Source organism: Sorangium sp. So ce1504 (genome assembly GCF_051521635.1).
Taxonomy (GTDB): Bacteria; Myxococcota_A; Polyangia; order Polyangiales; family Polyangiaceae; genus Sorangium; species Sorangium cellulosum_B.
Genome location: NZ_CP150365.1, coordinates 6555034 through 6578237, shown reverse-complemented (window position 1 = coordinate 6578237; position 23204 = coordinate 6555034). Strand labels below are relative to the sequence as shown.

Below are 23204 nucleotides of genomic sequence, written 5' to 3'. Positions count from 1 at the left end.
CATGCGTGCCGGAAGCGCTGCGGATATGGCAGGGCGGAAGGCCGGTCGCCGCCGTCACGTCGAGGCGCGACAGCGGCGATGCAAGGGAACAGGCCGCTCCGGGGTTGGCGAGACGAAGGCGGTCAGCGAGCAGCGCTCGCGGCGGGCGGCGCTGCCGCCGCCTTGTCGTTCTTGCGCTTCTCGATGGCGCTGGCCGTCGCGCGAAGCTCCTTCTGGAGGGGGCCGCACCTGAGGCACCTGCGCGTCCGATGGCCCCGGCATGGCTGGGGGGTGCCCAGCGCCTTGATGTAATGGAGCGCGCGGACATCGCCCTCCTCGCGCGCCCTGGCGAGCATCGCCTTGGTGGGGCAGTCCGTGAGGCGGCGCAGATCGTCGGCGACGAGCAGCGCCGGCGACGCGAGCTGCCGCACGCTGCTCTCCATCAGCCGTGTGCTCGCGTGGTCCCTGGGCCAATCGCCGAACTTCGGCGCGGTCACCACCTCGTAGAGCAGGTCGGGACCGCGGCTTCCCATGTGCTTGGCCATCAGATCGAACGCCGTGAGGGCGAGGTCCGGGGTGCCGTTCGCTGCCCTCAGGATGATCTGCTTGAGCTCGTCGTTCCCGGCCTCCTCGGGAGCGATCTCGAACAGCCGCTGCGCCGTGAGCAGCGCGGCCGCCATCGCCTTCTCGCGCCCCTGCGCGACCGCGAGCGCCCGGAGGACCGCAGGGTCTTCCGGATACCGCTGCGCGAGCGAGCCGAGCGCAGCGCTCCCCGCGGCCTGGGCGCTCTCGAGCTCCGCGGGCTGAGCGCGGGCAGGCGGCGCCTTCGCCGGGGCCTCGGGCTCCGCGGGCGCGAGCGCCGGCGCCGGCTCGGGGGCCGGCGCGCTGCTGCTCTCGCGGCCGCTGCTGCTGGGCGCGGCGGCCGGCGAAGGGCTCGGCGAGGCGCTGGCGCCCCCCTCGAGCGCCGTCACGGCCGTCGGATCGCGCAGCGCGACCGCGCCGCAGACGAGCCCGGTCGCGGCCAGCAGGCCCAGCGCGGCCAGCGTGGCGGCCGCCTTCGAGCGGCCCAGCCCTGATTCACCGACGTGACTCACCGAGCCGCTCATCGCAGCTGCCTCTCCCGCGGAGGACCCGCGGCCTGGTCATCAACCGTAGGGATCGTCGTTCTTCGGCGGCTTCGGCGCGGCCGGCCTGGGCCTGGGCGCCGCAGGCTTGGGCGCCGCGGGCGCCGCCGTCGCCGTGGGGGCCGCGGGCTCTGGCGCTGGGGTGGTCGCCGCAGGCTCCGCCGTCGCCTTGGGCGCCGCGGGCTCCGCCGTCGCCGGGGCCGCAGGCTCGGCCGTCACCTTGGGCGCCGCAGGCTCCGCGGTCGCTCCGAGGGGCGCGGTGGCGCTCGCCGCCGGCGCCGCCGGCGCTTCGGCGGTCGTCGTGGGCGCCGCCGTCGCGGCGGGCGCAGCCTTGTCCGTCGCTGCGGGCACGACCTCCGTCGGCTGAGGCTTCTCTGCCGGAGCCGCAGGTTTCTCCGCCGGAGCTGCAGGCTTCGCCGCGGGCTGCTCCGGCGCGGCCGGCGGGGTCGCGGGGGGCTTGTCGCTCTGCCCGAAGACGAGCCAGAGCGCGCCGCAGAGCGCCGCCGCGACCAGCAGGATCGTGAGCAGCCGCCCGGTGCCGCTGCTCTCCTCTTCCTGTGCGAGCGGAGCCTGGGCCGCGGGTGCGGCCTTGGCCGTGGCCGCCTTGTCTTCCTTGGGCTTGGCGGCCGCTGGCTTCGCCTTCGCCTGATCGTCGGCCGCCTTTACGTCCTGGCGCGCAGGCTTGCCGTGCAGATCGTCCGCCGGCGCCCGGTCCGCGACCTCGGCCGGCCTCCTGGCTGCGGCCGCCTTCGCTGGTCTCGCCTCGGCCGCGGGCGCATCGTCCCGCGCCTCCCGCTCGTTCGCCAGCTGAGCGACCGCCGGGACCGGCATCGCCGCCGGCTCGGCCAGCGGCCTGACGTGCTCCTCTTTCGGCGCCGGAGCGGGCTCGGCCTTCTTCGGCGGGGCGGCCATGAGCGGCTCCTTGGACGGGCCGATCTCGTCCAGCGAGCCGCCGGCGTCGGCGAGCGCTTGCTTCAGCAGCTCGGCCGCCTGCTTCATCATCGTCCGCTCGTCGGGCGGCGGCATCTCCTTCTCGGGGTTCGTCTGCGGGAAGAAGCTGCCGCCCTCCGCGACGTCGGCCTTCTTCGCCTCGCCCTTGCCCGCGTCGCCCTTCGCCCCGATCGAGCCGAGCCCCAGCATCGTCGACGCCCGCTTCACCTGCGCCTGCGCTGCCTTGGAGGCCGCGGGCTCGGCCTGCGGCGCGCTCGCGGTCGCCGACGGGGCCGTGATCTCCTGCACGTCGTCGCCCAGATCCGTGCGGTCGGTGATGCCGGCCTCGAACGCCGACCCGGCGCCCGCTTGCGCGTCGACGAGCCGGGTGATCACGGCCTTGGATTTCTCATCGATCTTGATGAACTTCACGCCCATGCCCGCCGGGTGCGCGTCGCTCCCCTGCGCGGGCTCGCGCTTCCACACGACGCGGCCGACGCCGGCGATCACGGCTTGCTCGTCCTGCAGACGGATCTCGAACTTGAGCAGCGTGCCAGCGGGGAAGGGCGACGGCGTCTTGATGAAGATGCCGCCACGGCTCACGTCATGCGAGTGGTGCTCGATGAACTCGTCGACCGTGGCGCTCTTGTAGCGCACGGTCATCTGCAGCACTCTCGCTCGCGGATCTTTGCGTGTGTCCTGGGCCATCAGGGTAGAACTCCCGTCTACTTCGCGACTCGCTCCAGCGGATGTGGTCCGCATGTTACCCAAGGTTCGCCGCGAAGCCCAAAGGCTAACACGTGACGGTCGCTTTACCGAACGCAGCCATGGGCGACCGGGCGAGCATGCTGTTCGCGCGGCGCGCGTCACCGCGCCCGCGCCCCTGCGCCGCACGGCTTGGCGAACCGAGCGTGTGCGCGCGTCTCTCGTGATATGTTCGCGTCGACTGGAGAATGCGCCAGGATGGCTGTCCGGGACCACTTTCGCGTTCACGCGAGGCGACGCGTCGATCTTGGGGCGACGCTGCGCGATCGCCAGTCGATCGAGGAGCATGGCGTTCGCATCCGCGATCTGGGGCTGGGCGGCGCCGGCATCGAGCTGTCCGAGGCCCAGCTCGCGTCGGAGCTCCTGGATCCCGAGGCGTCGGTGACGCTCGAGGTCACCGCCCCGAACCTGTGGGATCCGCTGAGCCTCCGCGGTCGTATCGCCTGGATCCGCCGCGGTGCGGCGGGGCGGCCGGCGCGCGCGGGCGTTCGCTTCGAGCACCATGACGCCGGGTCGCTCTACGGCCTCTACCAGCTGCTCGGCACCGAACACTTCGACCTCTAGCGCGGGGGGCGCCCGCTTCGGAGACGGGCCCATCTCGGCGTTTTCGGTGCTCGGCGTACGTGAGTACGCCTGCGCGCCAAAAACGCCGATCTGGGCCCGTCTCCTGTGCGGGCACCCCCCGCGCTGCGGCTGGGACGGGGGAGGGAGGAGGGGGTTCGGCTGTACCGACGCGCTGCGCTGCGGCGGCGTGCTGGAGCACGCTTGCGCGTGACAACGTCGCTCTGGGTGCGGGAAACGGCGCTAGAAGGCGAACACGGGGCTGACGGTGGGGGCCAGGACGAGGCCGAGCGTTGGCCACATCAGCATCACCTTCATCTCGGCAGACACTCCGAAGTTCTGGGTGATGCCATAGACCACACCGGCGCCTAGCGCGGAGAAGTTCCGCCCGGTGATCTGGTAGGCATCGAGATTCTCGACGTAGCGGGTGTTCGCCGGACACCTGTTGCTGCTGCTGGTGCGCAGAGGATCCCCCTCCTCGGTGCGGCGATCGCACACATCCACAGGCACCGAGGCGTTCACCTGGGCCAGCCCGATGGGCGAGGCGAAGGCATAGGGGCGGAACCCGCCCTTCTCGACAATTCGATCCCCCAGGAGGAAATACGTGGCGCGGAGCTCCGCATGGAGCGGCAGGAAGCTGAGCGCCTGGAGATGCGGGTTCTGCAGGTCATTGCCCGCCTCGTCCGTCCACGGGTTCGGCCCGTTCTTGGAAGACGGCGAGCCGCCGAACGCGAATCCGACCCGCACGCCGAGGAGCAGCGACAGGTCCGAGAACAGCTGCCGATCGTACGACAGCATCACCCGCCACCCAGCCAGGCTCAGGCCACCCTTGACCCCGTTCGTTCCCTCCAGATCTACGGGCTCGCCGTAGAACTGCCGGCCGTCGCCGCCCGGATAGAAGCAGGCGTAGGCGGCGTCGCTGCCCGAGCAGACGAAATCCGTACCGCGCACCAGGAGCAGGTCGAGCTGGCCGGAGACGCCGACCACGTTGCGGTTGCCCTTGCCCTTGCCCTTCGACGCCCCGCCGCCCTCGTCGCTCCCCTGCTCGCAGGTCCCGTTCACGCAGGCGAGCCCCGACTGGCACTCCTCGGTCGCCTCGCAGGCCGAACCCCAGGTCTTGTCCCCGCGCTTGCCGCCAGCCTCGGGGCAGCCAGGCAGGCCTGGCGGGCAATCCTCCTTCGCGGCGCACCGCTTCGGCGGCCCCTGGCCAGGCAGCGACGGCTCCTGCTCGATCTCGTTCTTGATCGGCACCCGGTGAGGCGCCTGCATCGAACCGGCGGTGCCCACCGGATCGCCCGCCTCGTCCCTCAGGATGACGAAATACCGGATATCGCCGGTCGTCGTGACATCCTCGCAGGGGATCTCCACCCCGAAGCCGCTCTCGACACGCCTCATCTCGAGCGACTTCCACTTGGGCGAGCCGAACGGCTTGTAGCGGACCGTCGCCTTGGACGCGTCGATCTCCTCCGGGATCTCGACGTACACGGGCACCGGCGTGTTCACCGCCTGCTCCGCCACCGGCGTGTGGGGAACGTCGCCCGCCGCGGCCTTCGTGGCCTTGCCGCCGCCGTCGCGAGGCGCCTTCCCGGCGGCCTGCGCCTCCTTCTGGGCCTCCTTGAACGCCTGGGCCAGCTCGGTCGTCGTCAGCGCGTCGATGAGCGCCGCCTTCGGATCGGCCTGGAGCGCCAGCACGAACTCGGCCTTGGCCTGCTGGAGCTTGTTGCCGCCGCCATACACCGTGCCGAGCGCGATGTGCAGCTTGCCGACCACCGGCTTCGAGCAGGCGTTCTTGTCGCACTTCTTCAGGGCGTCTTTGAGCTTCTTCTCCGCCTTGTCGAACTCGACAGAGAGGTAGTCATCGTCCATCGCCTGGTTGTGCAGCTTCATCGCCTCCGCGTCCTTTTCGCCGGCGGCGCCGGCGACCGCCGGCGCGCCGAGGACCCACAGCGAAGTCAGTGCAGACGCGAGACGAGCGCGGCGTGAACGACGGAAAAACACGGGTTCAGACCTCCAGGGTGTGCTGGGGAGGGGCTCTTGCTTTCAGGAGGAGGGGACCGGATCCGGCCCCCTGGACTGCGCGGTCGAGAGCGACCGTACCCCGACACGCCAGGCGGTGCCGCCGCGACGGGCTGGACTACTGCGCGCCCTCCGTGCGGACGAACTGCACGCGCCGGTTCAGGGCACGGTTCTGGTCGGACGTGTTCGGCACGATCGGCTGCTCCATGCCGTACCCCTTCGATGTCAGCCGGGCTTCGTCGATGCCCTTGGCTACCAGGTACTTCTTCACGGAGGCCGCACGCCGATCCGACAGCTTCTTGTTGTAGGCCGCGGCGCCCTTGTTGTCCGTATGCCCCTGGATCTCGATCTTGATCTTCGGGTTCTGCTGGAGGACCTCCACCACGGCGTCGAGGATCGGGAAGCTCTCGGGCCGGATCTTGTCCTTGTCGAACTCGAAGTGGATCTGCTGCGTGATCTTGATCTCCTTCTCGGTGACGATGACCAGGCTCGGCTTCTTCGGGCAGCCCGGCTTGTCGCCGCCGACCACGCCCGGCTCGTTCGGGCACTGGTCCTCGAGATCGACCACGGTGTCCTGGTCGTTGTCCGGCTCGGGGCAGCCGTCGGCGTCCTCGTAGCCGTCCGGATCCTCCGGGTCGTTCGCGCAGTTCTTGCCCGTGCTGTCCTTGTCGTTCGCGTCGAGGATCGTGTCGAGGTCGTTGTCGAGCTCGGGGCAGCCGTCCTCGTCGAGGTAGCCGTCCTTGTCCTCGGGCAGGAGCACGCAGCTGTCCTTGCCGTCCGTCAGGCCGTCGCCGTCCGTGTCCGGATCGTCCGGGCAGCCGTCATCGTCCTGGAAGCCGTTCCAGGTCTCGGCGTCGCACGGGCACTTCTTGTCCTGCGGGTCGAGCAGCCCGTCGCCGTCGCAGTCTCCGGGCTTGGGCGGCGGCGCCTCCTCGACGAACCCGCGCTCGGCGCACTTCTGCGGCGGCGAGAGGTCGTACGCGGCGTGCGTGTTCGCCTTCGCGATGTCGAGGTGCTCCTTGGCCCGGACGAAGAAGCCCTGATCGAGCTCGACCGAGGCGAACGACAGGTGCGACTTCGCCATCGCCAGCTCGCGCGGCGCGCAGCGGAGCGCGCCGTTGCGCTCCGCCTGCTTCGCGATGGTGGTCAACGCCTCGATGTCGCCGCGCATGACCGGCACCTGCGTGCACGAGAAGGCGGCCCCGGCGATCGCCACGACAGCGATAGCGCCTGCGCGACGGGCGCGGCGGGAACTGCGGCGCGTCATTCCAATGCTCATCGACCCGCGCCCTCGTGCGCCTGTTTCGCTAGGGTGATCGCCTTGTCCGCGTACTCCTCTGCGACGTCGGCGAAGTCGATCGCGTCGCCGTAGTCGGCGGCCGCGGCCTCCTCCCGAGCCTTCCAGAGGTGCTCGCGCGCGGTGTAGTACTCGTACGGCGCATACTTCTCTGCGCCGAGCGCCTCGGCCGTCTCGAGCTTGCTCGAGGCCGAGTTCGCGGTGAACGCGTAGAGGGTACCGCCGCAGCCGCCCGTGAGAGCCGCCGCGAGCACCATGCCCGCGCCTGAAATCCAAGTCCCGAATCGCCGCCCGTGCGTCGTCACGATCGCGTTCTTTCTGGAGCGGGCACCTAAGACCGTCTGCCCGGCCGTCGCGACGCTATCAAGGCCGCTCGGCGCGCGTCAACCGGCTCGGGGAAGGGAAGGGTAAGGTCAGAGCTTCCGGTAGACGCCGACGACCACGCCGAGGAGCATCGCGGGCTTGAAGTCGCTCGCCCGGACCAGGATCGGCGCCATCGCCGCGTTCGCCGGCTGGAAACGCACGTAGTCCTTCTCGGGGAAGAAGTATTTCACGGTCGCCTCGTCGCCGATCAGCGCCACCACGATGTCGCCGCGCTGCGCGGTGAGCTGCCGGCGCACGAAGATGTAGTCGCCGCTGAAGATGCCCGCCTCGATCATCGAGTCGCCGGTGACGCGTAGGCCGAACACCTCGCGCCCGCCGCGCACGAGCGTGCGCTCGATCCGGACCGTATCGAGGACGTGCTCCTCGGCGAGGATCGGCAGGCCCGCGGCGATCCGGCCGACGACCGCGATCTCGACGAGGTCGTCCTCCTGGTCGTTCGCAGGGGCGTCGTTCCCACCGTTCACGAGCGCGCCGCGGAGATCGGCGCCGCCGCCGGCGCCCGCGCCATCGAGATCGCGCGGGCGGAGCGCGCGCGACTTCATGTCCTCGCGCGTCAGGTAGCCCTTGCGTTCGAGCGCCCGGAGGTGATCGTTCACCCCGTTCGTCGAGCGAATCCCCATATGCGCGCCGATCTCGCGCAGCGTCGGCGGGTACCCGCGCTCGCTGATCGACTGCCGGATATAGTGAAGCACCTGCTGTTGTCGCTCGGTGAGCCCCTGCATCGGGCGGAACCTACTGAACGGTTGGGTAGATGTCAAAAAAGTGTGGAGCCCCCTCTCCAAGGCCTCGATTTTACTGCGATTTTCTGGATGCCAGCGGCGCCCGTCCGCCCGCCTCCCGCCGCGCCGCGCCGCGCCGTGAGCCGCGAAGCGCGTCGAGCGTGCAGGGTGAACCGAAGGGCAGGGCGCCGTTGTGGTCAAGGCTGCTTCGGGCCGTTGTTCCGTGAGCTCACCGCCTGACGGGGCTCCAGCATCGCCCGGATCTCTTCGCCGTCGGCGGCCGCCGCGAACGCCTCCTCCAGCGTGATCATCCGGCGCTGGTAGAGGGACACGAGCGACTGGGCCATCGTCTGCATGCCGCTGCCCGCCTGGCCCACCTGCATCTGCGAGTAGATCTGGTGGAGCTTGTCCTCGCGGATGAGGTTCCGGATCGCCGCGTTCGGGATCATGACCTCCATCGACATGACGCGCCCCGGGCCGTTCGCGCGCGGCAGGAGGAGCTGCGTCATCACGGCGACGAGCGTGAACGAGAGCTGCTGGCGCACCTGCGACTGCTGGTGCGGCGGGAAGACGTCGATGATGCGGTTGATCGTCGAGATCGCCGAGTTCGTGTGGAGCGTGGCGAACACGAGATGGCCGGTCTCGGCGATCGTCAGCGCCGACTCGACGGTCTCGAGGTCGCGCATCTCGCCGACGAGCACGACGTCCGGATCCTGGCGCAGGGCGTACCGCAGGGCGTCCTTGAACGACGCGGTGTCGGAGCCGATCTCGCGTTGGTTCACGAGCGACAGCTTGTGCGGGTGCAGGTACTCGATCGGATCCTCGATCGTGAGGATGTGCAGCCGCTGCTCCGAGTTGATCTTGTCGATGATGCTCGCGAGCGTGGTCGTCTTGCCCGAGCCCGTCGGGCCCGTCACGAGCACGAGGCCGCGGGGCTTGGCGGTGATGTCGAGCACCACCGGCGGCAGGCCCAGCTCGTCGAAGTTCATGATCCGGAAGGGGATCTGCCGGAACGCGGCGGCGACGGCGCCCCGCTGCATGTAGATGTTGGCGCGGAAGCGGGCGAGCCCCTTCATGCCGAACGAGAGATCGAGCTCGTTGCGCTGCTCGAACGCCGCCACCTGCTCCTCGCTCAGCACCGAGTAGCAGAGCTGCTTCGTGTCGCTCGGCATGAGCGGCGGGAGCTTCAGCGGCACCACCGTGCCGTCGATGCGCAGGAGCGGCGGCGTGCCGCTCGTGATGTGCATGTCGCTCGCGCCCTTCTCCACCATCGCGCGGAGGAGCTGCTGGAGCGTGTACCGGAGGCCTTCCTGCTGTCCGACGAGCTCGGTGGTCATGCGCTCAGTCCCCCATCGTCACGCGGCCGACCTCCTCGGTCGTGGTGACGCCCGCGAGCACCTTCTCGATCCCGCTCATCCGGAGGGTCAGCATCCCGCCCTTGATCGCGGCGGCCTTGAGCTCGGCCGTGGACGCGCCCTGGAGGACCATCTCCTTCAGCGCGTCGGTGAAGCGCATGACCTCGTAGAGCGCGACGCGGCCCTTGTAGCCCGAGCCGTTGCAGGTCTTGCAGCCCGCGCCGCGGACGAGCTCCGCGCGCGCCACCTGCTGCTCGGTGAAGCCGAAGTCGAGGAGCACCCTCGCGTCGACCTTCAGCGGGACGCGGCAGTCGGGGCAGATCTTGCGCGCGAGGCGCTGGGCCAGCACGAGGTTCACGCTGGCGGTGATGAGGAACGGCTCCACGCCCATGTTGAGGAGGCGCGAGATCGTCGACGGCGCGTCGTTCGTGTGCAGCGTCGAGAGCACGAGGTGGCCGGTGAGCGCGGCCTTGACGGCGATCTCGGCCGTCTCGAAGTCGCGGATCTCGCCGACCATGATGATGTCCGGGTCCTGCCGGAGGAACGACCGCAGCGACATCGCGAAGTTCAGCCCGATGTCGTCGTGCATCTGCACCTGGTTGATGCCGTGCAGGTTGTACTCGACAGGGTCCTCGGCGGTGCTGATGTTCGAGCCGATCTGGTTGAGCTCCGACAGCGCCGAGTAGAGCGTCGTCGTCTTGCCGGAGCCGGTCGGGCCGGTGACGAGGACCATGCCCCACGGCTGGCCGATCGCCCACTTGAAGTCGGCGAGCGGCTTCGGATCGAAGCCGAGCTTCGCCATGTCGAGCTGCAGGTTCGACTTGTCGAGGAGACGGAGGACGATCTTCTCGCCCCAGAGCGTCGGGAGCACCGAGACGCGGAAGTCCATCTCCCGGCCCCTGCCCATCTTCAGCTTGATGCGGCCGTCCTGCGGGAGCCTCCGCTCGGCGATGTCGAGCGAGCTCATGATCTTGAGGCGGCTCGAGATCGCGTTCTTCAGCTTGATCGGCGGCTGCATTTCCTCCATCAGCACGCCGTCGATGCGGTAGCGCACGCGGAGCTTCTTCTCGTACGGCTCGACGTGGATGTCGCTCGCGCCCTTCTTGATGGCGTTCAGGAGGATCGCGTTGACGAGCCGGACCACGGGCGCGCCCTCGGCGGCCTTCTCCAGCTCGAGGACGTTCACGTCGTCGGCCTCGACCTGGAAGCCGACCTCCTCCTCCCCGAACTCGCTCAGCACCTCGTCGTAGGAGGGCCCGACGTTGTAGGCGCGCTCGATCGCCTCCGTGATGCCGGTCTCGGACGCGACGACGGGCTCCACGTTGAAGCCCGTGAGGAACTTGATGTCGTCGATCGCGTGGAGGTTCGTCGGATCGGCCATCGCCACGACGAGCGCCGTCCCCGACCTGGAGATGGGGATGATCTTGTGCTTCTCGCAGACGTCCCGCGAGACGAGGCGCGAGACCTCCGCGTCGATCTCGTACTCGTCGAGGGCGACGGCCGGGACGCGGTACTGCGTCGAGAGAAAGCTCGTGATCTCTCCGTCGGAGATGTACCCGAGCTTGGCGAGCGCGTACCCGAGGTTCTGACCTGTCTTGCGCTGCTCCTCTTGGGCTTGCCTGAGCTGCTGGAGGCTGATGAGCTTTTCGCGGACGAGCAGTTCGCCGAGGCGGTTCGTTGTCGACATCGAGGCCGCAAATCCTGCGGGTGACGAGGGAGGGAGTCAACGCTGGCGGTTGGGGCCGGCGCGCATCAAGGGTAGGATGTCGGATGGTGGCGAGGATGGCGCTGCGTGAGTCTCTTTGAGTGGTTCGGGCTCAGGCGGGGGGACAGCCGACGCAGGGCGGCCGAGGCCAAGGAGCTCGCCGGCGATCTCGCGGGGGCGGTCGAGCTGTACCTCGACGCCGGGATGCCGGACGACGCGGCCCGGGTCCTCCTCCTCCGGGCGGACGCCGAGCGCAGCGTCGAGAAGCGGATCGCCTTCTGCGCGTCGGCGTCCCGCATGGCGGAGAGCCCGGAGCTCAAGCGCTCGGCGCTCGGGCGCAAGGCGCTGCTCGCGTTCGATCTGGTGCGCGCGCGGGGCGCGAGCGTGATGCGGAGCGAGGCGCTGGCGGTCGCGCGCGAGCTCGAGGAGGCGGGCGAGCTCGAGCGCGCGGCCGACGCGTACGCCTTGGTGGGCGACACCGAGTCGGAGACGCGGGTGCTGGCCGCGGCGGGCGCGATCGAGCGGCTCGAGGAGCGGCTCCGCTCCGCGATGACCGTCGAGAGGGACCAGCGAGAGCTCGCCGCGGTCCTGCGGTCGATCGCGGATCTCGACCGGATGGCGGAGCGCCGCGAGGCGATCGCGGTGGCCGAGGCCTGGATCGCGGGGAACCGCGGCGGCGAGCAGGTGGCCGACGCCCTGCGCGCGATCCGCGCGCGGCTCCTCTCGGGGCCGATCCTGTCGCTCGAGCTCGGCGGCGCCCTCCTGCGGTGCGCGCTCGGCGACGAGGTCACGATCGGTCGCGGCGAGGCGACCATCGTCGTCGCGTCCCGCGCCGTCAGCAGGACGCACGTGCGGATCCGGCGCGGCCCGTCCGGCGTCGAGGTCGAGGATCTCGGGACGCGCAACGGCACGACGCTGGCGGGCGCGCGGCTCACGGGGCCGCTGCCCGTCGGCCGCGGCGTGCAGCTCCTGCTGGGCGGGGAGGTGCCGTGCGCGATCACGCCGCGGACCGGGGAGGGGTGCGTGGTGGAGATCGCGGGCGATCGCTTCACGGCGCCGCTCGGCGATCTGCCGGTCGGTCCCTGGCGGATCCGCGTCGATCGGGCGGGGGCCTCGGCGTTCGTCGCGCTGAAGACGCCGCCGGGGGCGCCGCCGCCGTTCCTCGGCGACTACCAGCTCGCGCCGTCGGTCGAGCTCTGCGCGGGCGACGCGATCGCCTCGGCGCGCGGGGGTACGGCGGTCTTCCGGCTACCCCCCGCGGGCGAGGCTCCGTCGATCCGGCGCGGCGGCGCCGAGGGCGGCGCGGCGTGAGCCTGTGGCGGCGGATCAAGGAGCGCCTCGGCGGCGCCGCGGCGGACGGCGGTGCGCCGGCGGACGCGCGCGGCGGCGCCGGGCCGGGCGGGGTGGACGTCGGGGGCAGCGCGCATCCTGCGCGAGCGGAGCGGCCCCAGGCGCATGTGCACGCGTCGCGCGAAGGCGGAGGCGACGACATCGCGCGCCTGCGGAGCTCCGGCACGCGGGAGGGGCCCTCGACGGACGAGGTCATCGCCGTGCTCCGGCGGGCGCGCGGGACGCTCCGGGAGGCCGAGGCCGTGGCGCACCTCGTCGCGGCGATGGAGGAGCGGGTGCTGCCCGATCCGATCCGCGTGGCCTGCGCGGATCTGCTCGCGGCCCGGGGCGACGAGCGGGGCGCGCTCGCCGTGCTGGAGGGCGCCGCGTCGCGCGAGCGCGGGGGCGCGTCGCGCGCGCAGCCGGTGTCCTCGACCGAAGGCCTCGTCCTCGCGGCCGATCTCTACGCCTCGCTGGGGCAGCTCCCGCGCGCGGTCGGCACGATCGAGCGCGTGCTCGTCCGGGAGATCGGCGCGCCAGGCGCGCGCGAGCGTCACCAGCGCTGGCGGGCGGCGCTCGGCGCGGATCGGCCCGCCGCGGTCGCCCGCCTGGAGGACGCGACCGTGGTCGCGCCCTCGGCGGGCAAGAGCCCGTTCCGCCTGCTCCGGGAGGTGGCGCGCGGCGGCGCCGGCGCGGTCTACGAGGCCGAGGACGAGGTGCTCGGCCGGCGCATCGGGTTCAAGGTCTACCACGGGCGGGGCGGCGACCGGGCGCACCTCACCCGCGAGGTGCGGCTCGCCGCGGCGCTCGGGGGCCCCGGCGTCGTGCGGGTCTTCGACGCGGACCCCGAGGAGGGGTGGATCGCGCTCGAGTGGATCGCGCGGGGGTCGGTGAGAGACGTGCTCCGCGCCGGCGACGCGGCGGCGCTCGCGCCGATCGCGCGGTGGGCGCGTCCGCTCGCGCGCGCGCTCGCCCGAATCCATGAGCGCGGCTACGTCCACGCGGACGTGAAGCCGGCCAACGTGCTCCTGCGCAACCTCGGCGAGCCCGTGCTCACCGACTTCGGGCTGGCCAGGCCGCGTGGCGCGCCGTCCGCCGGCGGCAGCCCAGGGTACGTCTCACCGGAGCGGCTCGCCGGGCGGGCGAGCGATCCCCGCGATGACGTCTACGGCTTCGGTCGCATTCTGGAGGACGTCCTCGTCCACCTCGAGCCGCTCGGTGGCGAGGGGCTCGCTCCCTGGAAGGAGCTGGCCTTGCTGTGCCTCGGCCCGGACGACGACCGGCCGCCGGACGGCGCCGCGCTCGTCCGGGCCGCCCGCTGAGCGCCGCGGCGGGCTCAGCAAGCCTCGAGGCAGCGCTGGTACCGATCGAGCGCGGCCGCGTCGGTGCCATCGAACGCGCCGCAGGGAGCCTCCGCCGCGCACGCCGACGCGCACCGGACGCGGCCGTCGCACGACGCCTCGGCGGAGATGCCGCTGCCGTGGAAGCCGCACTCCTCGGTGTGCTCCGTCGCCTCGTCGCACACGCTCCCGCAGCCGGACGCGAGGGCGGCCGCGAGCGCAATTGACGCGGCTGACGCGGCTGACGCGGCTGACGCGGCGCGAGCTGCTCGTGCGCTGCGGGGTGCTTCCGTCCACCAACGACGCCTGCCTTCGCTCATGCCTGTTCCCTGCCGGCTGATCTCTCGTGCGGGGGACCTCACGCTGCGGCGTGGTGCGGCGCAGCGTGCCAACCCGCTTCGCTTCGGGCGCGGCCCTGGGTAGATTGCTCGCCTGCATGCGCGTACGCAACGAGAAGAGGGCGCCCTGATGCGCTTGGCCGTCGTCGCCACGCCCAGCTTGCACCGCGATCAGCGGCCGGCGCCCGGCTCGCTCGACGGAGATCTGATCCGGGCCCGCCTCTCGCTGGACGATGCGGGCTTCCGGGTGATCGACGTCGATCCCGCCCGGGATCTCGCGGAGCAGCTCGACGCGCTGTTCGACGAGGTCGTTGCGACGCGGAGGACCCTGGTCGACGCGGAGGACGCCGCGCGCGACGATGCATCCACCCTGTTCCTCTTCTACGCCTCCAGCGCGGTCGCGCTGTCGCCGGACGGGGAGCTCTTCCTCTGCCTCGACCCCGAGAACCCCGGCCTGGGCGACGCGCTGGGCGACATCGCCGCGGTGTTCCGCGATCGCGCGCGCGGCGAGGTGCTCCTCGTCCTGGAGTGCCATCACGGCCCCGGGGCGACCTCGCGCGCCGTCGTCGCCGCCGCGGAGCAGGCGGTGGCGTCTTCCGTGACGGGGGTCGAGCTCCTCGTCGCGGCCCACCCGATCGGCTCGATCGACGCGGATCTGCCGTCGGTGCTCACCCGCGCCTTCGTCGAGCACCTCGACGAGGCCGAGCCGGAGCGGGGCCTCACCGCGGAGGCGATCTTCCGCCGCGTGGAGGGGAACGCCGAGCTCGCCAGCGCTATCCCGTGCTTCGCGCGGACGGGCGGGCGGGGCTCCTTCTCGGTGCTCGTCCCGCGCGGCGGCGCCCCGGGCGCGCCCCCGGCGGAGAGGCCCGAGGCAGCGCAGCTGGTCGTCGCGGACGAGCGGGACGCCGCCACCACGCCGGCGCCGGCGCCGGACGATCCGGTCGCGCAGTACCTCGCGGCTGGCGACATGCTCGCCGCCGCCGCGGACCTGGAGGGCGCGCTCACGGCATACAAGAAGGCGCTCGCGCTCGTCGGCGTCGCGCACCGGGACGCCCGCGCGGAGGTGCATCTGCGCATCGCCCAGACCAGGTGGCGCCAGGAGCGGCACCGCGAGGCGATCGAGAGCTTTGACAAGGCGCTCGCGCTCGCGCCGGAGCACCGGCCCGCGCTCGAAGCCCTGGTCGAGCTCCACCTCGCCGGGCGCGATTTCGTCCGGCTGCGCATCGCGGAGGAGCGGCTGCTCACGCGCGTCGAGGGGGACGGCGATCGCTTCGGACTCCTCGTCCATTTCGCAGAGCGCTGGGAGAGCATCGCCGGGGAGCCGGCGCGCGCGCTGGAGCTCCTCGAGCGGGCGCGGGAGCTCCGCCCCGACGACCCCGCGGTCTTGCGCGGCCTGGGCCGGCTCTACCAGGCCGCGGGCGACGTCGAGGCGTCGATCGAGGCGCGCCGCTGCCTCATCGAGCGGATGGAGGAGCCCAGGGAGCGGGCGGTCGCGCTCCTGGAGCTCGCGCGCACCGCGATGCAGGGCGAGGCCCGCGCGACCTTGACCGAGGTCACGCGGGAGCGGGACGGGATCGAGCTGCTCGAGCGCGCGCTGGACGCAGATCCCACGTTCCTCGATCCGCTCTCCCTCATCGCGATCCTCCTTTCGGCGCGGCAGGAATGGGGCGAGCTCGAGCTCGCGTACCGGCGGATGCTCGAGCGGGCGCATCGCATCGCCGACCTGCGCGTCCGGAGCGACGTCACCTGGGAGCTCTGCCGCCGCCTCGGCATGCTCTTCCGCGATCACCTCGAGGATCCCAGCTCCGCGCTGGAGGCGTTCGAGGGCGCGGTGGACGAGCGACCGGACGACGTCCCGGGGCGGCTCAGCGCGGCGTCGCTCGCGCGGACCGCCGGCCGGCTCGAGCGCGCCGCCGCGCACCTCCAGGCCGCGGCGGTGCTCGATCCCGGCAACGTCCAGGTGTTTCACGACCTGTTCGACACGTTCCAGAAGCTGAGGTGGGTCGACCAGGCGTGGTCCGCCGCGAGCGTGGCTGTCTACCTCGGCGCGGCCGAGGCGCGGGAGCGCTTCATCTTCGAGGAGCACCGCCCGGCGGGCCTCGTCCAGCCTGCGCGCGGGCTGAGCGTCGCGACGTGGGACCTCCTGCGCGCGGGCGATCGCGATCGCGCGCTCGAGGAGGTCCTCGCGTCGGTCGCCGGCGCGGCGATCCGCGCGCGGTTCGCCCAGCGCGCGCGGGAGAAGCGGGTTCCCCAGCTCGATCCGGCCGCGCGCTCCGACGCGGAGCGGAACGCGGCGGGCGTGGTTCGCCTGTTCTCGTGGGCGAGCCGGTGTCTCGGGATCGCCGCGCCGGCGGTCTACCTCCGCAAGGACGCGCCGATCGCGGTCGCCGCGGTGCCGGTCGAGGAGCCGAGCGTCCTCGTCGGCGGCGAGGCGCTCCGCGGGAGGACGGCGGCCGAGCTCGCGTTCCTGGTGGGCAGCCACGTCGCGTACCACGTCGGCCCGCACCGGCTGCTGCTGCATTTCCCGTCGCTCGAGGAGCTCGGCGTCTGTCTGGCCGCAGCAGTGAAGGTGGCGCGACCGTCGGAGCTCGTCCCCGCCGACCTCGAGGGCGCGGTGCTCGCGCTGGTGCCCCTCCTCGACGAGCACCTGACGGAGAGCGAGCGTGACGCCCTGGAGGCCGCGGTGTTCGAGCTCTACGAGATCCGCGCGCCGCTCGATCTCGCGCACTGGGTGGGATCGGTCGAGCGGTGCGCTGCCCGGGTCGGCTATCTGCTGACCGGCGATCTCTCGGTGGCGGCGTCGTCGCTCTCGCGGGGGGACGCGCCGGGCGTGCTGACGGCCGAGGAGAAGATCGGCGATCTCCTCTCGTTCACGGTCTCGGACGCCTACCACGCCTTGCGCGAGGAGCTCGGCGTCGCGATCGAGCCCTGAGCTTTCCCGTCAGGGGTCCGGCCAGGGATGGCTGGACCCTGCGCCGCTGCGCGGTCGAGCGCTCGGCGCACGTCTTGTCGCCTCCGAGCGCTGTCCGCGCAGCGGCCGGCCCGTTCACTCCTTGCCCCGGAGGTAAGCGAGGTACGCGTCGTGGCTCGGCGGGCGGCCGAGGAAGCGGGTGACGAGCGCTCCCGCCTCGACACCGCCGCCCTTCGCGAGCACCTCGTCGCGGAAGGCGCGCGCGACGGCGGGGTTCAGCAGGCCTTCCTGCTTGAAGCGGGTGAGCACGTCGCGCGAGAGCGACAGCGCCCACTGGTAGCCGTAGTAGCCCGCGTCGTAGGTGATGAGGTGCCCGAAGCTCGACTGCAGGTGCGTCCCCTTCACGAAGGCGAAGGACTCGTTCGCGCGCTGCGCCTGCTCCACGACCACGGTCGCGTCGAAGCCCGGATCGCGGGTGTGGAGCTCCAGATCGATCGACGCGAGGGTGAGCTGCCGCTGCGTCGCGAGCGCTCGACCGAAGCCTCGCGCGCGGGTCATCGCCTGGAAGAGAGCGTCCGGGATCTTCTCGCCGGTCGCGTGGTGCTTCGCGAACAGATCGAGCACCTCGCGCGACCACGCCCACTCCTCGAACATCTGGCTCGGCGCCTCGACGAAGTCGCGCACCGTCGCGGTCCCTGAATAGGAGGCCAGCTCCGAGCGCGTCAGGAGGTGGTGCAGCACGTGCCCGAACTCGTGGAAGAACGTCACCACGTCCTCGTGGGACATCAGCGCCGGCTGCGCCCCCGGCTTCGGGAAGTTGCACTCGAGCGCCGCCACGGGGCTCTGCCACGACCCGTCGTCGAGCAGCTTCGCGGTCCGCACGGTGAACATCGCCGCGTGTTTGTACTTGTCGGGCCTGCTGTAGAGGTCGAGGTAGAACTTGCCGATCAGCTTGCCCTCGGAGCGCACCTCGTACGCGGTCACGTCGGGGTGCCACGCCTTCGCGGGGACCTCCTTGTACTCGAGGGCGTACATCTTCGCGGTGATGTCCATGAGCCCCTGCTTCACCGCGCCGAGCTCGAGGTAATCCGAGAGCGCCTGCGAGTCGAACTGGTACGTGGACGCGCGGACCCGATCCTCGAGGAAGTAGCGATCGGAGGGGGGGAGCTTGTCGGTCGGCTTGCCTCCGAGCCGCACGTGCTCCTTCATCAGCGCGGAGAACTCGGCCTTGGCGGGCTCTTTCAGCGCGGTCCTGACCTGGTCAAGGAAGCCGCGCACGGCGCCGCTCGTCTTGGCCATCCGCGGCTCGATGGCGTAGTCCGCCCAGCTCTTGTAGCCGAGCATCTTCGCCTTCTCGGAGCGGAGCGCGAGGAGGCGATCGACGAGCTTCACGTTCTTCTCGCCGCCGCGGTTGGTGAACAGGACGTAGAGATCGAGCGCGGCCTTGCGGTCCTTGGCGTAGGTGACGAACGGGAAGAAGTCGGGGTAGTCGGTGGTGATCTCGACCTTGCCGTTCGCCTTGGGCGCGTGCTTCGCGACGTACTCCTTGGGCAGCCCCTGGAGGGCGGCGGGCGCGATCTCGATCGATGCGGTCGACGCGGACAGGTTCGACATGAACTCCTGCCCGATGCGGGTGATCTGCTCGTTCACGTCGCGGAGGCGCTGCTGTCGGTCTACCGGCAGCGACAGCCCGTTGCGGCGGAAGTCGCGGAGGACGTCGGAGAGCAGCCGGGCGCGCTCACCGTTCAACGCCTCGCGCGCGCCGCCTTTCTCGGCGTACGCCTCGATGACGGCGGCGAGATCGGCGTCCAGCCACATCGCGGTCGTGAACCTGTCGACCTTCGGCTCGCAGAGCCTCGCGGCCTCTCGCACCGCCGCGTCCGGGTGCGCGACCCCCATCAAATACGGGAACTCGCCCGCGCTGTTCACCTCGAGCGCGGCGTCGTCGAACCGCCCGAGCGTCGCGGCGTAGGTGAGCTTCTCCGGCGGCGCGCCCCGGAGCGCCCTGATCGCGTCGAGGTGCCCCTCCGCGGCGCGCAGGTGCTCGTCGCAGAGCTGCTTCACACCCTCCACGGTGAGCCCCTGCGCCACGGGATCGAACTCGGCGCGCGGCGGCGCCTCGGACGGCGCGGTCGTCGCTGGCGTCGACGTCGCCCCCTGCGGCGCGGCGCTGCCGGCCGTGGCCGGCGAGGAGACCCCACCGGTCTGGGGGCCAGCGTTGCAGGCGACGAGCAGGAGAAGCGAGAGGAGCCCTGAGCGCGCGGGTGTGGTGCCGACCTTCATGTCGGTCGGGCTATACCACGGGGAGCGGGGAGGCCCGGGGAGAGCCGCCGGCGATCTGCGCGCCCGGCGTGCCGACGACGGAGCGCGCAGCGCCGGCCTTCGAGGGCGGTCCGCCGCCGCGTGCTCTGGAGCACCCGGCGGCGAGCGCCCGGGGGACGGGCGCTCACGCCATGAGGTGATTCAGACCCTCACTCGGTCTCCGGCGGCAGGTAGGCGAAGAGGCAGTTGTATCCTCGGCTCGTCACGTCGGCGGCGGGCGTTCCGGCCGACACCCTGACGAGCAGCCGGTTGTCCGCTGGGGCCTCCGGGATCGTGACCCGCTCGACGTACAGGTTTTCGTCCTCGGTCTCCGTGGCCGAGTAGGTGGCGGCGTCGATCGATGTGCCGTCTCCGTTCAGCACCTCGGCGCTGAGCTCGCGGACCCCAGACCCGTTGCGCTGCGCTTCGCAGACGACCGAGAACGTCCAGCCCTCTTCCACGTCGTCGAGGGGGACCGCATAGATGTCGACGTCGGCGGTCTCTCCGTCGGCGAGCTGGCCCTCGATCGCGTAGCTGACGCCGCCTCCCCCGTTGGGGAAGGAGACCAGGCCGCCTTCCGGCGTCTCCACGACACCGTTGGTCTCCTCCTCGGCCTCGAGGGGATCGGAGCTCATGCGGTTGTGAAGCAGGATGTAAAAGTCGTTCTTTCCTGCCTCTCCCGCAGGGCGCTTGACGAAGACGAAGTACTCTTGCCCGGCTTCCACCGGGAGGGCGATATCGCCGCCCTTCGTCGGGTCCACCTTCGCGTACGCGTTGGTCAGATCGGTCGAAGCGAACACGGCGATCTCGCTGACGTTCACCGTCGAGCCGTTGCCCTCGATCCCTGTCGGCTGGTCGGCGATCAGCTGGGCGAGGATGACGTTGTCGACCGCCGGGGTCTCCGGCGGGGTGAACGAATACACGTCGACGTCGGTCGCGTTCTCGAAGCTGCCGAACGCGAAGGTGGTGAAGTAGCCCGACTCGTCGTTGTTCAGCTCATAGTGCAGCTGCACGGCCTGCTCGGCGTCATTGTTGGGCTCGATGTCGCCGATGAGGCTGTCGGTATCGCTCTCCGCCGGATCGAGCGAGAGGAGCGCCACCCCGTAGTCGAAGCTCACGACCTCGGCGGGGTTGAAGCAGCCGTTCGGGAAGGCGTACTGCGGGAAGGCGGCGTTGCAATCCTGGACGACGATGAAGTACTCGCCGTCTGCTGGCAGGACGGTGAGCAGCTCGCTGTCATTGGTGAAGCCCAGGGCCGGGTCGTCGTTCTGCGCGAGCTGGTTCCCGTCGGCGTCGAGCAGCGTGATGACGGTATCTGGGTATGTCGGATCCGTCTCGTCATCCGAAGGCCTCGCGTCGCTCAGGATGTACACCGGCTGCCCCTTGGCTCCGGTGAAGCTGTAGTAGTCAGCGTCCTCTTCCAGCGGATCGAGCGTCCCCTCGAGCCAACCGTCCTCGGGTTGGATCGGCTCCGCTTCTTCGGGGCTGTCGTTCCCGTCGTCCACCTCGCCTGAGCCCGTGGAGGTGCTGCCGGCGGCGGGGCCGGTGGTCGCGGAGGACGTCGCGGTGCTTCCGGCTCCTCCCTCGCCGCCGCCGCCTCCGTCGCCCTCGTCGTCTCCGCCGCAGCCTGCGGCGGTCGCAGCGATCGTGCTGAGCACGAAGAAACCCAGAAAATGCATCGACTTCATGGCACCTCCAACGTTTGCTATCCCACAGCGACTCCTGGTGTAGCGGCGTGGGAAATATACACCTACGCTTCTGCTCGTCCTGCGCGCCATGGGAGCGCACGCTTTTGACGGGCGGAGATCTGGAGCATACGTAATGGCCGGGTGCTGCTCCACAGCCGAATGGCCGAGGTCGGATCGGCCTGTAGAGCTCGGTGGTTGGCGCGTCGGATGGCAATGGCTCCGGGCATGACTCCCTGAGAAGAGACCCCAACTTCGTTGGTGCGCTTGACGACTCGGGCGGAACACGGAGCTCGCGGGGGGCTCACCAGCTCGATGCGCCTCCGGCGGCGCGCGCTTCCAGCAGGGATCCTGGGCAGGGGCGAGCCGGCGCCGCGCGGCCGCCCCCTGCTCGCCTCTCGCCGCCGGCTCGGCCGCGTGCTCCGATGGCCGCTGGAGCTTTCGCCATGCCCCGTCCCGCGCTCGTCTTGGCCCTGCTGCTCTTCGCTCCCACCCCTGGATGCTCGTCGGACATCGACGCGTGCGAGGTGGTCTGCACCAAGAACGCCGAGTGCCAGACCGACAGCCCTGGAAAGGACACGTGCGTCGCGCTGTGCCTCGAGCTGTCCGACCGCGCGTCCTATGCCACGGCCATCGAGCGCACGGCCGAGTGTTACGAGGAGGAGGACCGGTCCTGCGCCGATCTCGCGGGTGGCGTCTGCGACTATTCGCCGGAGGATTGATCGACGAGGCCCGCCCCCTCTCCGGCGCGGGGCGCGCTTCCTACTCGGCCGCCATGAACGGATAGGCGACCGCGCGCGGCGGGGCGAACGTCTCCTTCACGACCCGCGGGGAGACCCAGCGGAGCAGGTTGAACAGGCTGCCCGCCTTGTCGTTCGTGCCGGAGGCGCGCGCGCCGCCGAACGGCTGCTGCCCGACGACGGCGCCGGTCGGCTTGTCGTTGATGTAGAAATTGCCCGCGGCGAAGCGGAGCGCGTCGCTCGCCGCCTCGATGAACGCCCGATCCCGCGCGAACACGGCGCCGGTCAGGCCATACGGCGACGTCTCGTCGCAGAGCGCGAGCGCCCTGTGCTCCTCGCCGTCGGGGTAGACCCAGACCGTGAGCACCGGCCCGAACAGCTCCTCCGCCATCAGCGGGTGGCGCGGATCCGTGGTCTCGATCAGCGTCGGCTCGACGAACCAGCCGTCGCTCCCGTCGTGCGCGCGCGCGCCGCCGCCGCACACGATCGAGCACGCCGCGTCCGACTTCGCCGCGGCGATCCGCCCCGTGAGCCGGGCGTGCGCTCGCTCGTCGATCACCGCGCCCATGAAGTTGCGGAAGTCGGCGACGTCCCCCACGCGGATCGCCCGGATGTGGCCCACGAGCCGGTCCTTGAGGGCCGGCCAGAGCGAGCGGGGGATGTACGCGCGCGACGCGGCCGAGCACTTCTGCCCCTGGAATTCGTAGGCGCCCCGGACGAGCGCCACGGCGAGCGCGTCGACGTCGGCGCTCGCGTGCGCGAAGACGAAGTCCTTCCCGCCGGTCTCGCCCACGATCCGCGGGTAGCTGCGGTAGCGCCCGATGTTCTCCCCGATGCGGCGCCAGATCGACTGGAAGACCGCGGTCGAGCCGGTGAAGTGGATGCCGGCGAAGTCCGGATGATCGAGGCACGCGTTCGAGACGAGCTCGGGCGGGCCCATGACGAGGTTGATGACGCCGCGCGGGAGGCCCGCCTCGATCAACAGATCCATCACGAAGTGCGCGGAGTACAGCGCGTTCGCGGACGGCTTCCAGACCACCGTGTTGCCCATCAGCGCCGGGGCCGCGCACAGGTTGCCCGCGATCGCGGTGAAGTTGAACGGCGTCGCCGCGAAGACGAAGCCCTCCAGCGGGCGAGGCTCCGCGAGGTTCCAGATGCCGGGCGCGCTCGCCGGCTGCTCCGCCGCGATCCGGTGCGCGAAGTGGACGTTGTAGCGGAAGAAGTCGATGAGCTCGCAGGCCGAGTCGATCTCCGCCTGGTACGCCGTCTTGCTCTGCCCGAGCATCGTCGCCGCGTTGATCGTGGGGCGGTACCGGGTCGCGAGCAGCTCGGCGGCCTTGAGGAACACGGCGGCGCGCTCGGTCCACGGCGTCCTCGACCAGGCCGGGTGCGCCCGCCGGGCGGCCTCGATCGCGCGCGTGACGTGCTCGGCGCCGCCTTGATGGGCGCGGGCGAGGAGGAGGTCGCGACGGTGCGGCGCGCGGACCTCGTCGAGCGCGCCGGTCCGGATCGCCTCCCCGTCGATGACCATCGGGATCTCGATCGTCTCCCGCGCCCGGCGGTCGAGCTCCGCCTTGAGGGCCGCGCGCTCCGGGCTGCCAGGCGCGTACGTGAGGACGGGCTCGTTCAGGGGGCTCGGGGGCGTGGCGATGGCGTCGATCATGACGCGAGTCTAGCGGCGGAGCCGAGGGCGCGCAGGCTCCGGCGCCGCTCCTCTCCGCCGCG

At 71.3% G+C, this 23204-nt stretch carries 17 protein-coding genes; 5 read left to right on the top strand and 12 right to left on the bottom strand.

Annotated elements, in window-relative coordinates:
* Positions 1–122: 122 nt before the first annotated feature.
* Entirely contained in the window at positions 123–1085 is a 963-nt protein-coding gene (locus WMF39_RS24620) for a hypothetical protein (protein ID WP_437747886.1), read from the bottom strand.
* A gap of 39 nt (positions 1086–1124) precedes the next feature.
* A complete protein-coding gene (locus WMF39_RS24615; RefSeq protein WP_437747885.1) occupies positions 1125–2741 on the bottom strand; it encodes a TIGR02266 family protein in 1617 nt (538 codons plus the stop codon).
* Positions 2742–2996: 255 nt separating this feature from the next.
* Between WMF39_RS24615 and WMF39_RS24610 the strand changes: the two genes are divergently transcribed.
* Entirely contained in the window at positions 2997–3362 is a 366-nt protein-coding gene (locus WMF39_RS24610) for a PilZ domain-containing protein (RefSeq protein WP_012237106.1), read from the top strand.
* A 240-nt stretch (positions 3363–3602) separates the two neighbouring features.
* Here WMF39_RS24610 and WMF39_RS24605 read toward each other — a convergent pair whose 3' ends face one another.
* From WMF39_RS24605 to pilB, 6 genes are all read right to left on the bottom strand, one after another.
* Entirely contained in the window at positions 3603–5246 is a 1644-nt protein-coding gene (locus tag WMF39_RS24605; protein WP_437747884.1) for an EB domain-containing protein, read from the bottom strand.
* Positions 5247–5493: 247 nt separating this feature from the next.
* Entirely contained in the window at positions 5494–6591 is a 1098-nt protein-coding gene (locus tag WMF39_RS24600) for an OmpA family protein (protein ID WP_437747883.1), read from the bottom strand.
* Between the two features lie 59 nt (positions 6592–6650).
* A complete protein-coding gene (locus WMF39_RS24595; RefSeq protein WP_012237102.1) occupies positions 6651–6977 on the bottom strand; it encodes a DUF4398 domain-containing protein in 327 nt (108 codons plus the stop codon).
* A 108-nt stretch (positions 6978–7085) separates the two neighbouring features.
* Positions 7086–7778 carry a transcriptional repressor LexA gene (gene lexA, locus WMF39_RS24590; protein ID WP_012237101.1) on the bottom strand — a complete coding sequence of 231 codons (693 nt, stop codon included), beginning with the start codon at positions 7776–7778 and terminating at the stop codon, positions 7086–7088.
* Positions 7779–7972: 194 nt separating this feature from the next.
* A complete protein-coding gene (locus WMF39_RS24585) occupies positions 7973–9112 on the bottom strand; it encodes a type IV pilus twitching motility protein PilT (RefSeq protein WP_437747882.1) in 1140 nt (379 codons plus the stop codon).
* A gap of 4 nt (positions 9113–9116) precedes the next feature.
* The gene (gene pilB, locus WMF39_RS24580; protein ID WP_437747881.1) at positions 9117–10817 is read right to left on the bottom strand and encodes a type IV-A pilus assembly ATPase PilB; all 1701 of its coding nucleotides are present in this window, start codon (positions 10815–10817) and stop codon (positions 9117–9119) included.
* 105 nt (positions 10818–10922) lie between these two features.
* Between pilB and WMF39_RS24575 the strand changes: the two genes are divergently transcribed.
* Both WMF39_RS24575 and WMF39_RS24570 read left to right on the top strand, forming a co-directional pair.
* Positions 10923–12146, top strand: coding sequence for an FHA domain-containing protein (locus tag WMF39_RS24575; protein WP_437747880.1), 1224 nt, complete (start codon positions 10923–10925; stop codon positions 12144–12146).
* Positions 12143–13486, top strand: a complete 1344-nt coding sequence (locus tag WMF39_RS24570; protein WP_437747879.1) for a protein kinase domain-containing protein — start codon at positions 12143–12145, stop codon at positions 13484–13486. Before WMF39_RS24575 ends, WMF39_RS24570 begins: the two co-directional genes overlap by 4 nt.
* Positions 13487–13500: 14 nt before the next feature.
* Here the strand turns inward: WMF39_RS24570 and WMF39_RS24565 are convergent, their stop codons facing one another.
* The gene (locus WMF39_RS24565) at positions 13501–13689 is read right to left on the bottom strand and encodes a hypothetical protein (protein WP_437747878.1); all 189 of its coding nucleotides are present in this window, start codon (positions 13687–13689) and stop codon (positions 13501–13503) included.
* A 283-nt stretch (positions 13690–13972) separates the two neighbouring features.
* Between WMF39_RS24565 and WMF39_RS24560 the strand changes: the two genes are divergently transcribed.
* The gene (locus WMF39_RS24560) at positions 13973–16774 is read left to right on the top strand and encodes a tetratricopeptide repeat protein (RefSeq protein WP_437747877.1); all 2802 of its coding nucleotides are present in this window, start codon (positions 13973–13975) and stop codon (positions 16772–16774) included.
* A gap of 114 nt (positions 16775–16888) precedes the next feature.
* On the opposite strand, the gene WMF39_RS24555 is transcribed toward WMF39_RS24560, so the two are convergent.
* Both WMF39_RS24555 and WMF39_RS24550 read right to left on the bottom strand, forming a co-directional pair.
* Positions 16889–19036, bottom strand: coding sequence for a M3 family metallopeptidase (locus tag WMF39_RS24555; protein WP_437747876.1), 2148 nt, complete (start codon positions 19034–19036; stop codon positions 16889–16891).
* A gap of 188 nt (positions 19037–19224) precedes the next feature.
* On the bottom strand, positions 19225–20742 hold the full coding sequence (locus WMF39_RS24550; protein WP_437747875.1) for a PPC domain-containing protein: 1518 nt from the start codon (positions 20740–20742) through the stop codon (positions 19225–19227).
* A 443-nt stretch (positions 20743–21185) separates the two neighbouring features.
* On the opposite strand from WMF39_RS24550, the gene WMF39_RS24545 reads away from it, so the two are divergent.
* Positions 21186–21461, top strand: coding sequence for a hypothetical protein (locus WMF39_RS24545; protein WP_437555147.1), 276 nt, complete (start codon positions 21186–21188; stop codon positions 21459–21461).
* A gap of 40 nt (positions 21462–21501) precedes the next feature.
* Here WMF39_RS24545 and pruA read toward each other — a convergent pair whose 3' ends face one another.
* The gene (gene pruA / locus WMF39_RS24540) at positions 21502–23142 is read right to left on the bottom strand and encodes an L-glutamate gamma-semialdehyde dehydrogenase (protein ID WP_437747874.1); all 1641 of its coding nucleotides are present in this window, start codon (positions 23140–23142) and stop codon (positions 21502–21504) included.
* Between the last annotated feature and the right edge of the window lie 62 nt (positions 23143–23204).

What these genes read in the sequence shown, in the direction of transcription:
- WMF39_RS24605 (WP_437747884.1), bottom strand. Translation starts at nt 5,246, where the DNA reads ATGAAGCTGCACAACCAGGCGATGGACGATGACTACCTCTCTGTCGAG.
- WMF39_RS24585 (WP_437747882.1), bottom strand. Translation starts at nt 9,112, where the DNA reads ATGACCACCGAGCTCGTCGGACAGCAGGAAGGCCTCCGGTACACGCTC.
- WMF39_RS24555 (WP_437747876.1), bottom strand. Translation starts at nt 19,036, where the DNA reads ATGAAGGTCGGCACCACACCCGCGCGCTCAGGGCTCCTCTCGCTTCTC.
- WMF39_RS24560 (WP_437747877.1), top strand. Translation starts at nt 13,973, where the DNA reads ATGCGCTTGGCCGTCGTCGCCACGCCCAGCTTGCACCGCGATCAGCGG.
- WMF39_RS24610 (WP_012237106.1), top strand. Translation starts at nt 2,997, where the DNA reads ATGGCTGTCCGGGACCACTTTCGCGTTCACGCGAGGCGACGCGTCGAT.
- WMF39_RS24550 (WP_437747875.1), bottom strand. Translation starts at nt 20,742, where the DNA reads ATGAAGTCGATGCATTTTCTGGGTTTCTTCGTGCTCAGCACGATCGCT.
- pilB (WP_437747881.1), bottom strand. Translation starts at nt 10,817, where the DNA reads ATGTCGACAACGAACCGCCTCGGCGAACTGCTCGTCCGCGAAAAGCTC.
- WMF39_RS24615 (WP_437747885.1), bottom strand. Translation starts at nt 2,741, where the DNA reads ATGGCCCAGGACACACGCAAAGATCCGCGAGCGAGAGTGCTGCAGATG.
- WMF39_RS24620 (WP_437747886.1), bottom strand. Translation starts at nt 1,085, where the DNA reads ATGAGCGGCTCGGTGAGTCACGTCGGTGAATCAGGGCTGGGCCGCTCG.
- lexA (WP_012237101.1), bottom strand. Translation starts at nt 7,778, where the DNA reads ATGCAGGGGCTCACCGAGCGACAACAGCAGGTGCTTCACTATATCCGG.
- pruA (WP_437747874.1), bottom strand. Translation starts at nt 23,142, where the DNA reads ATGATCGACGCCATCGCCACGCCCCCGAGCCCCCTGAACGAGCCCGTC.
- WMF39_RS24545 (WP_437555147.1), top strand. Translation starts at nt 21,186, where the DNA reads ATGCCCCGTCCCGCGCTCGTCTTGGCCCTGCTGCTCTTCGCTCCCACC.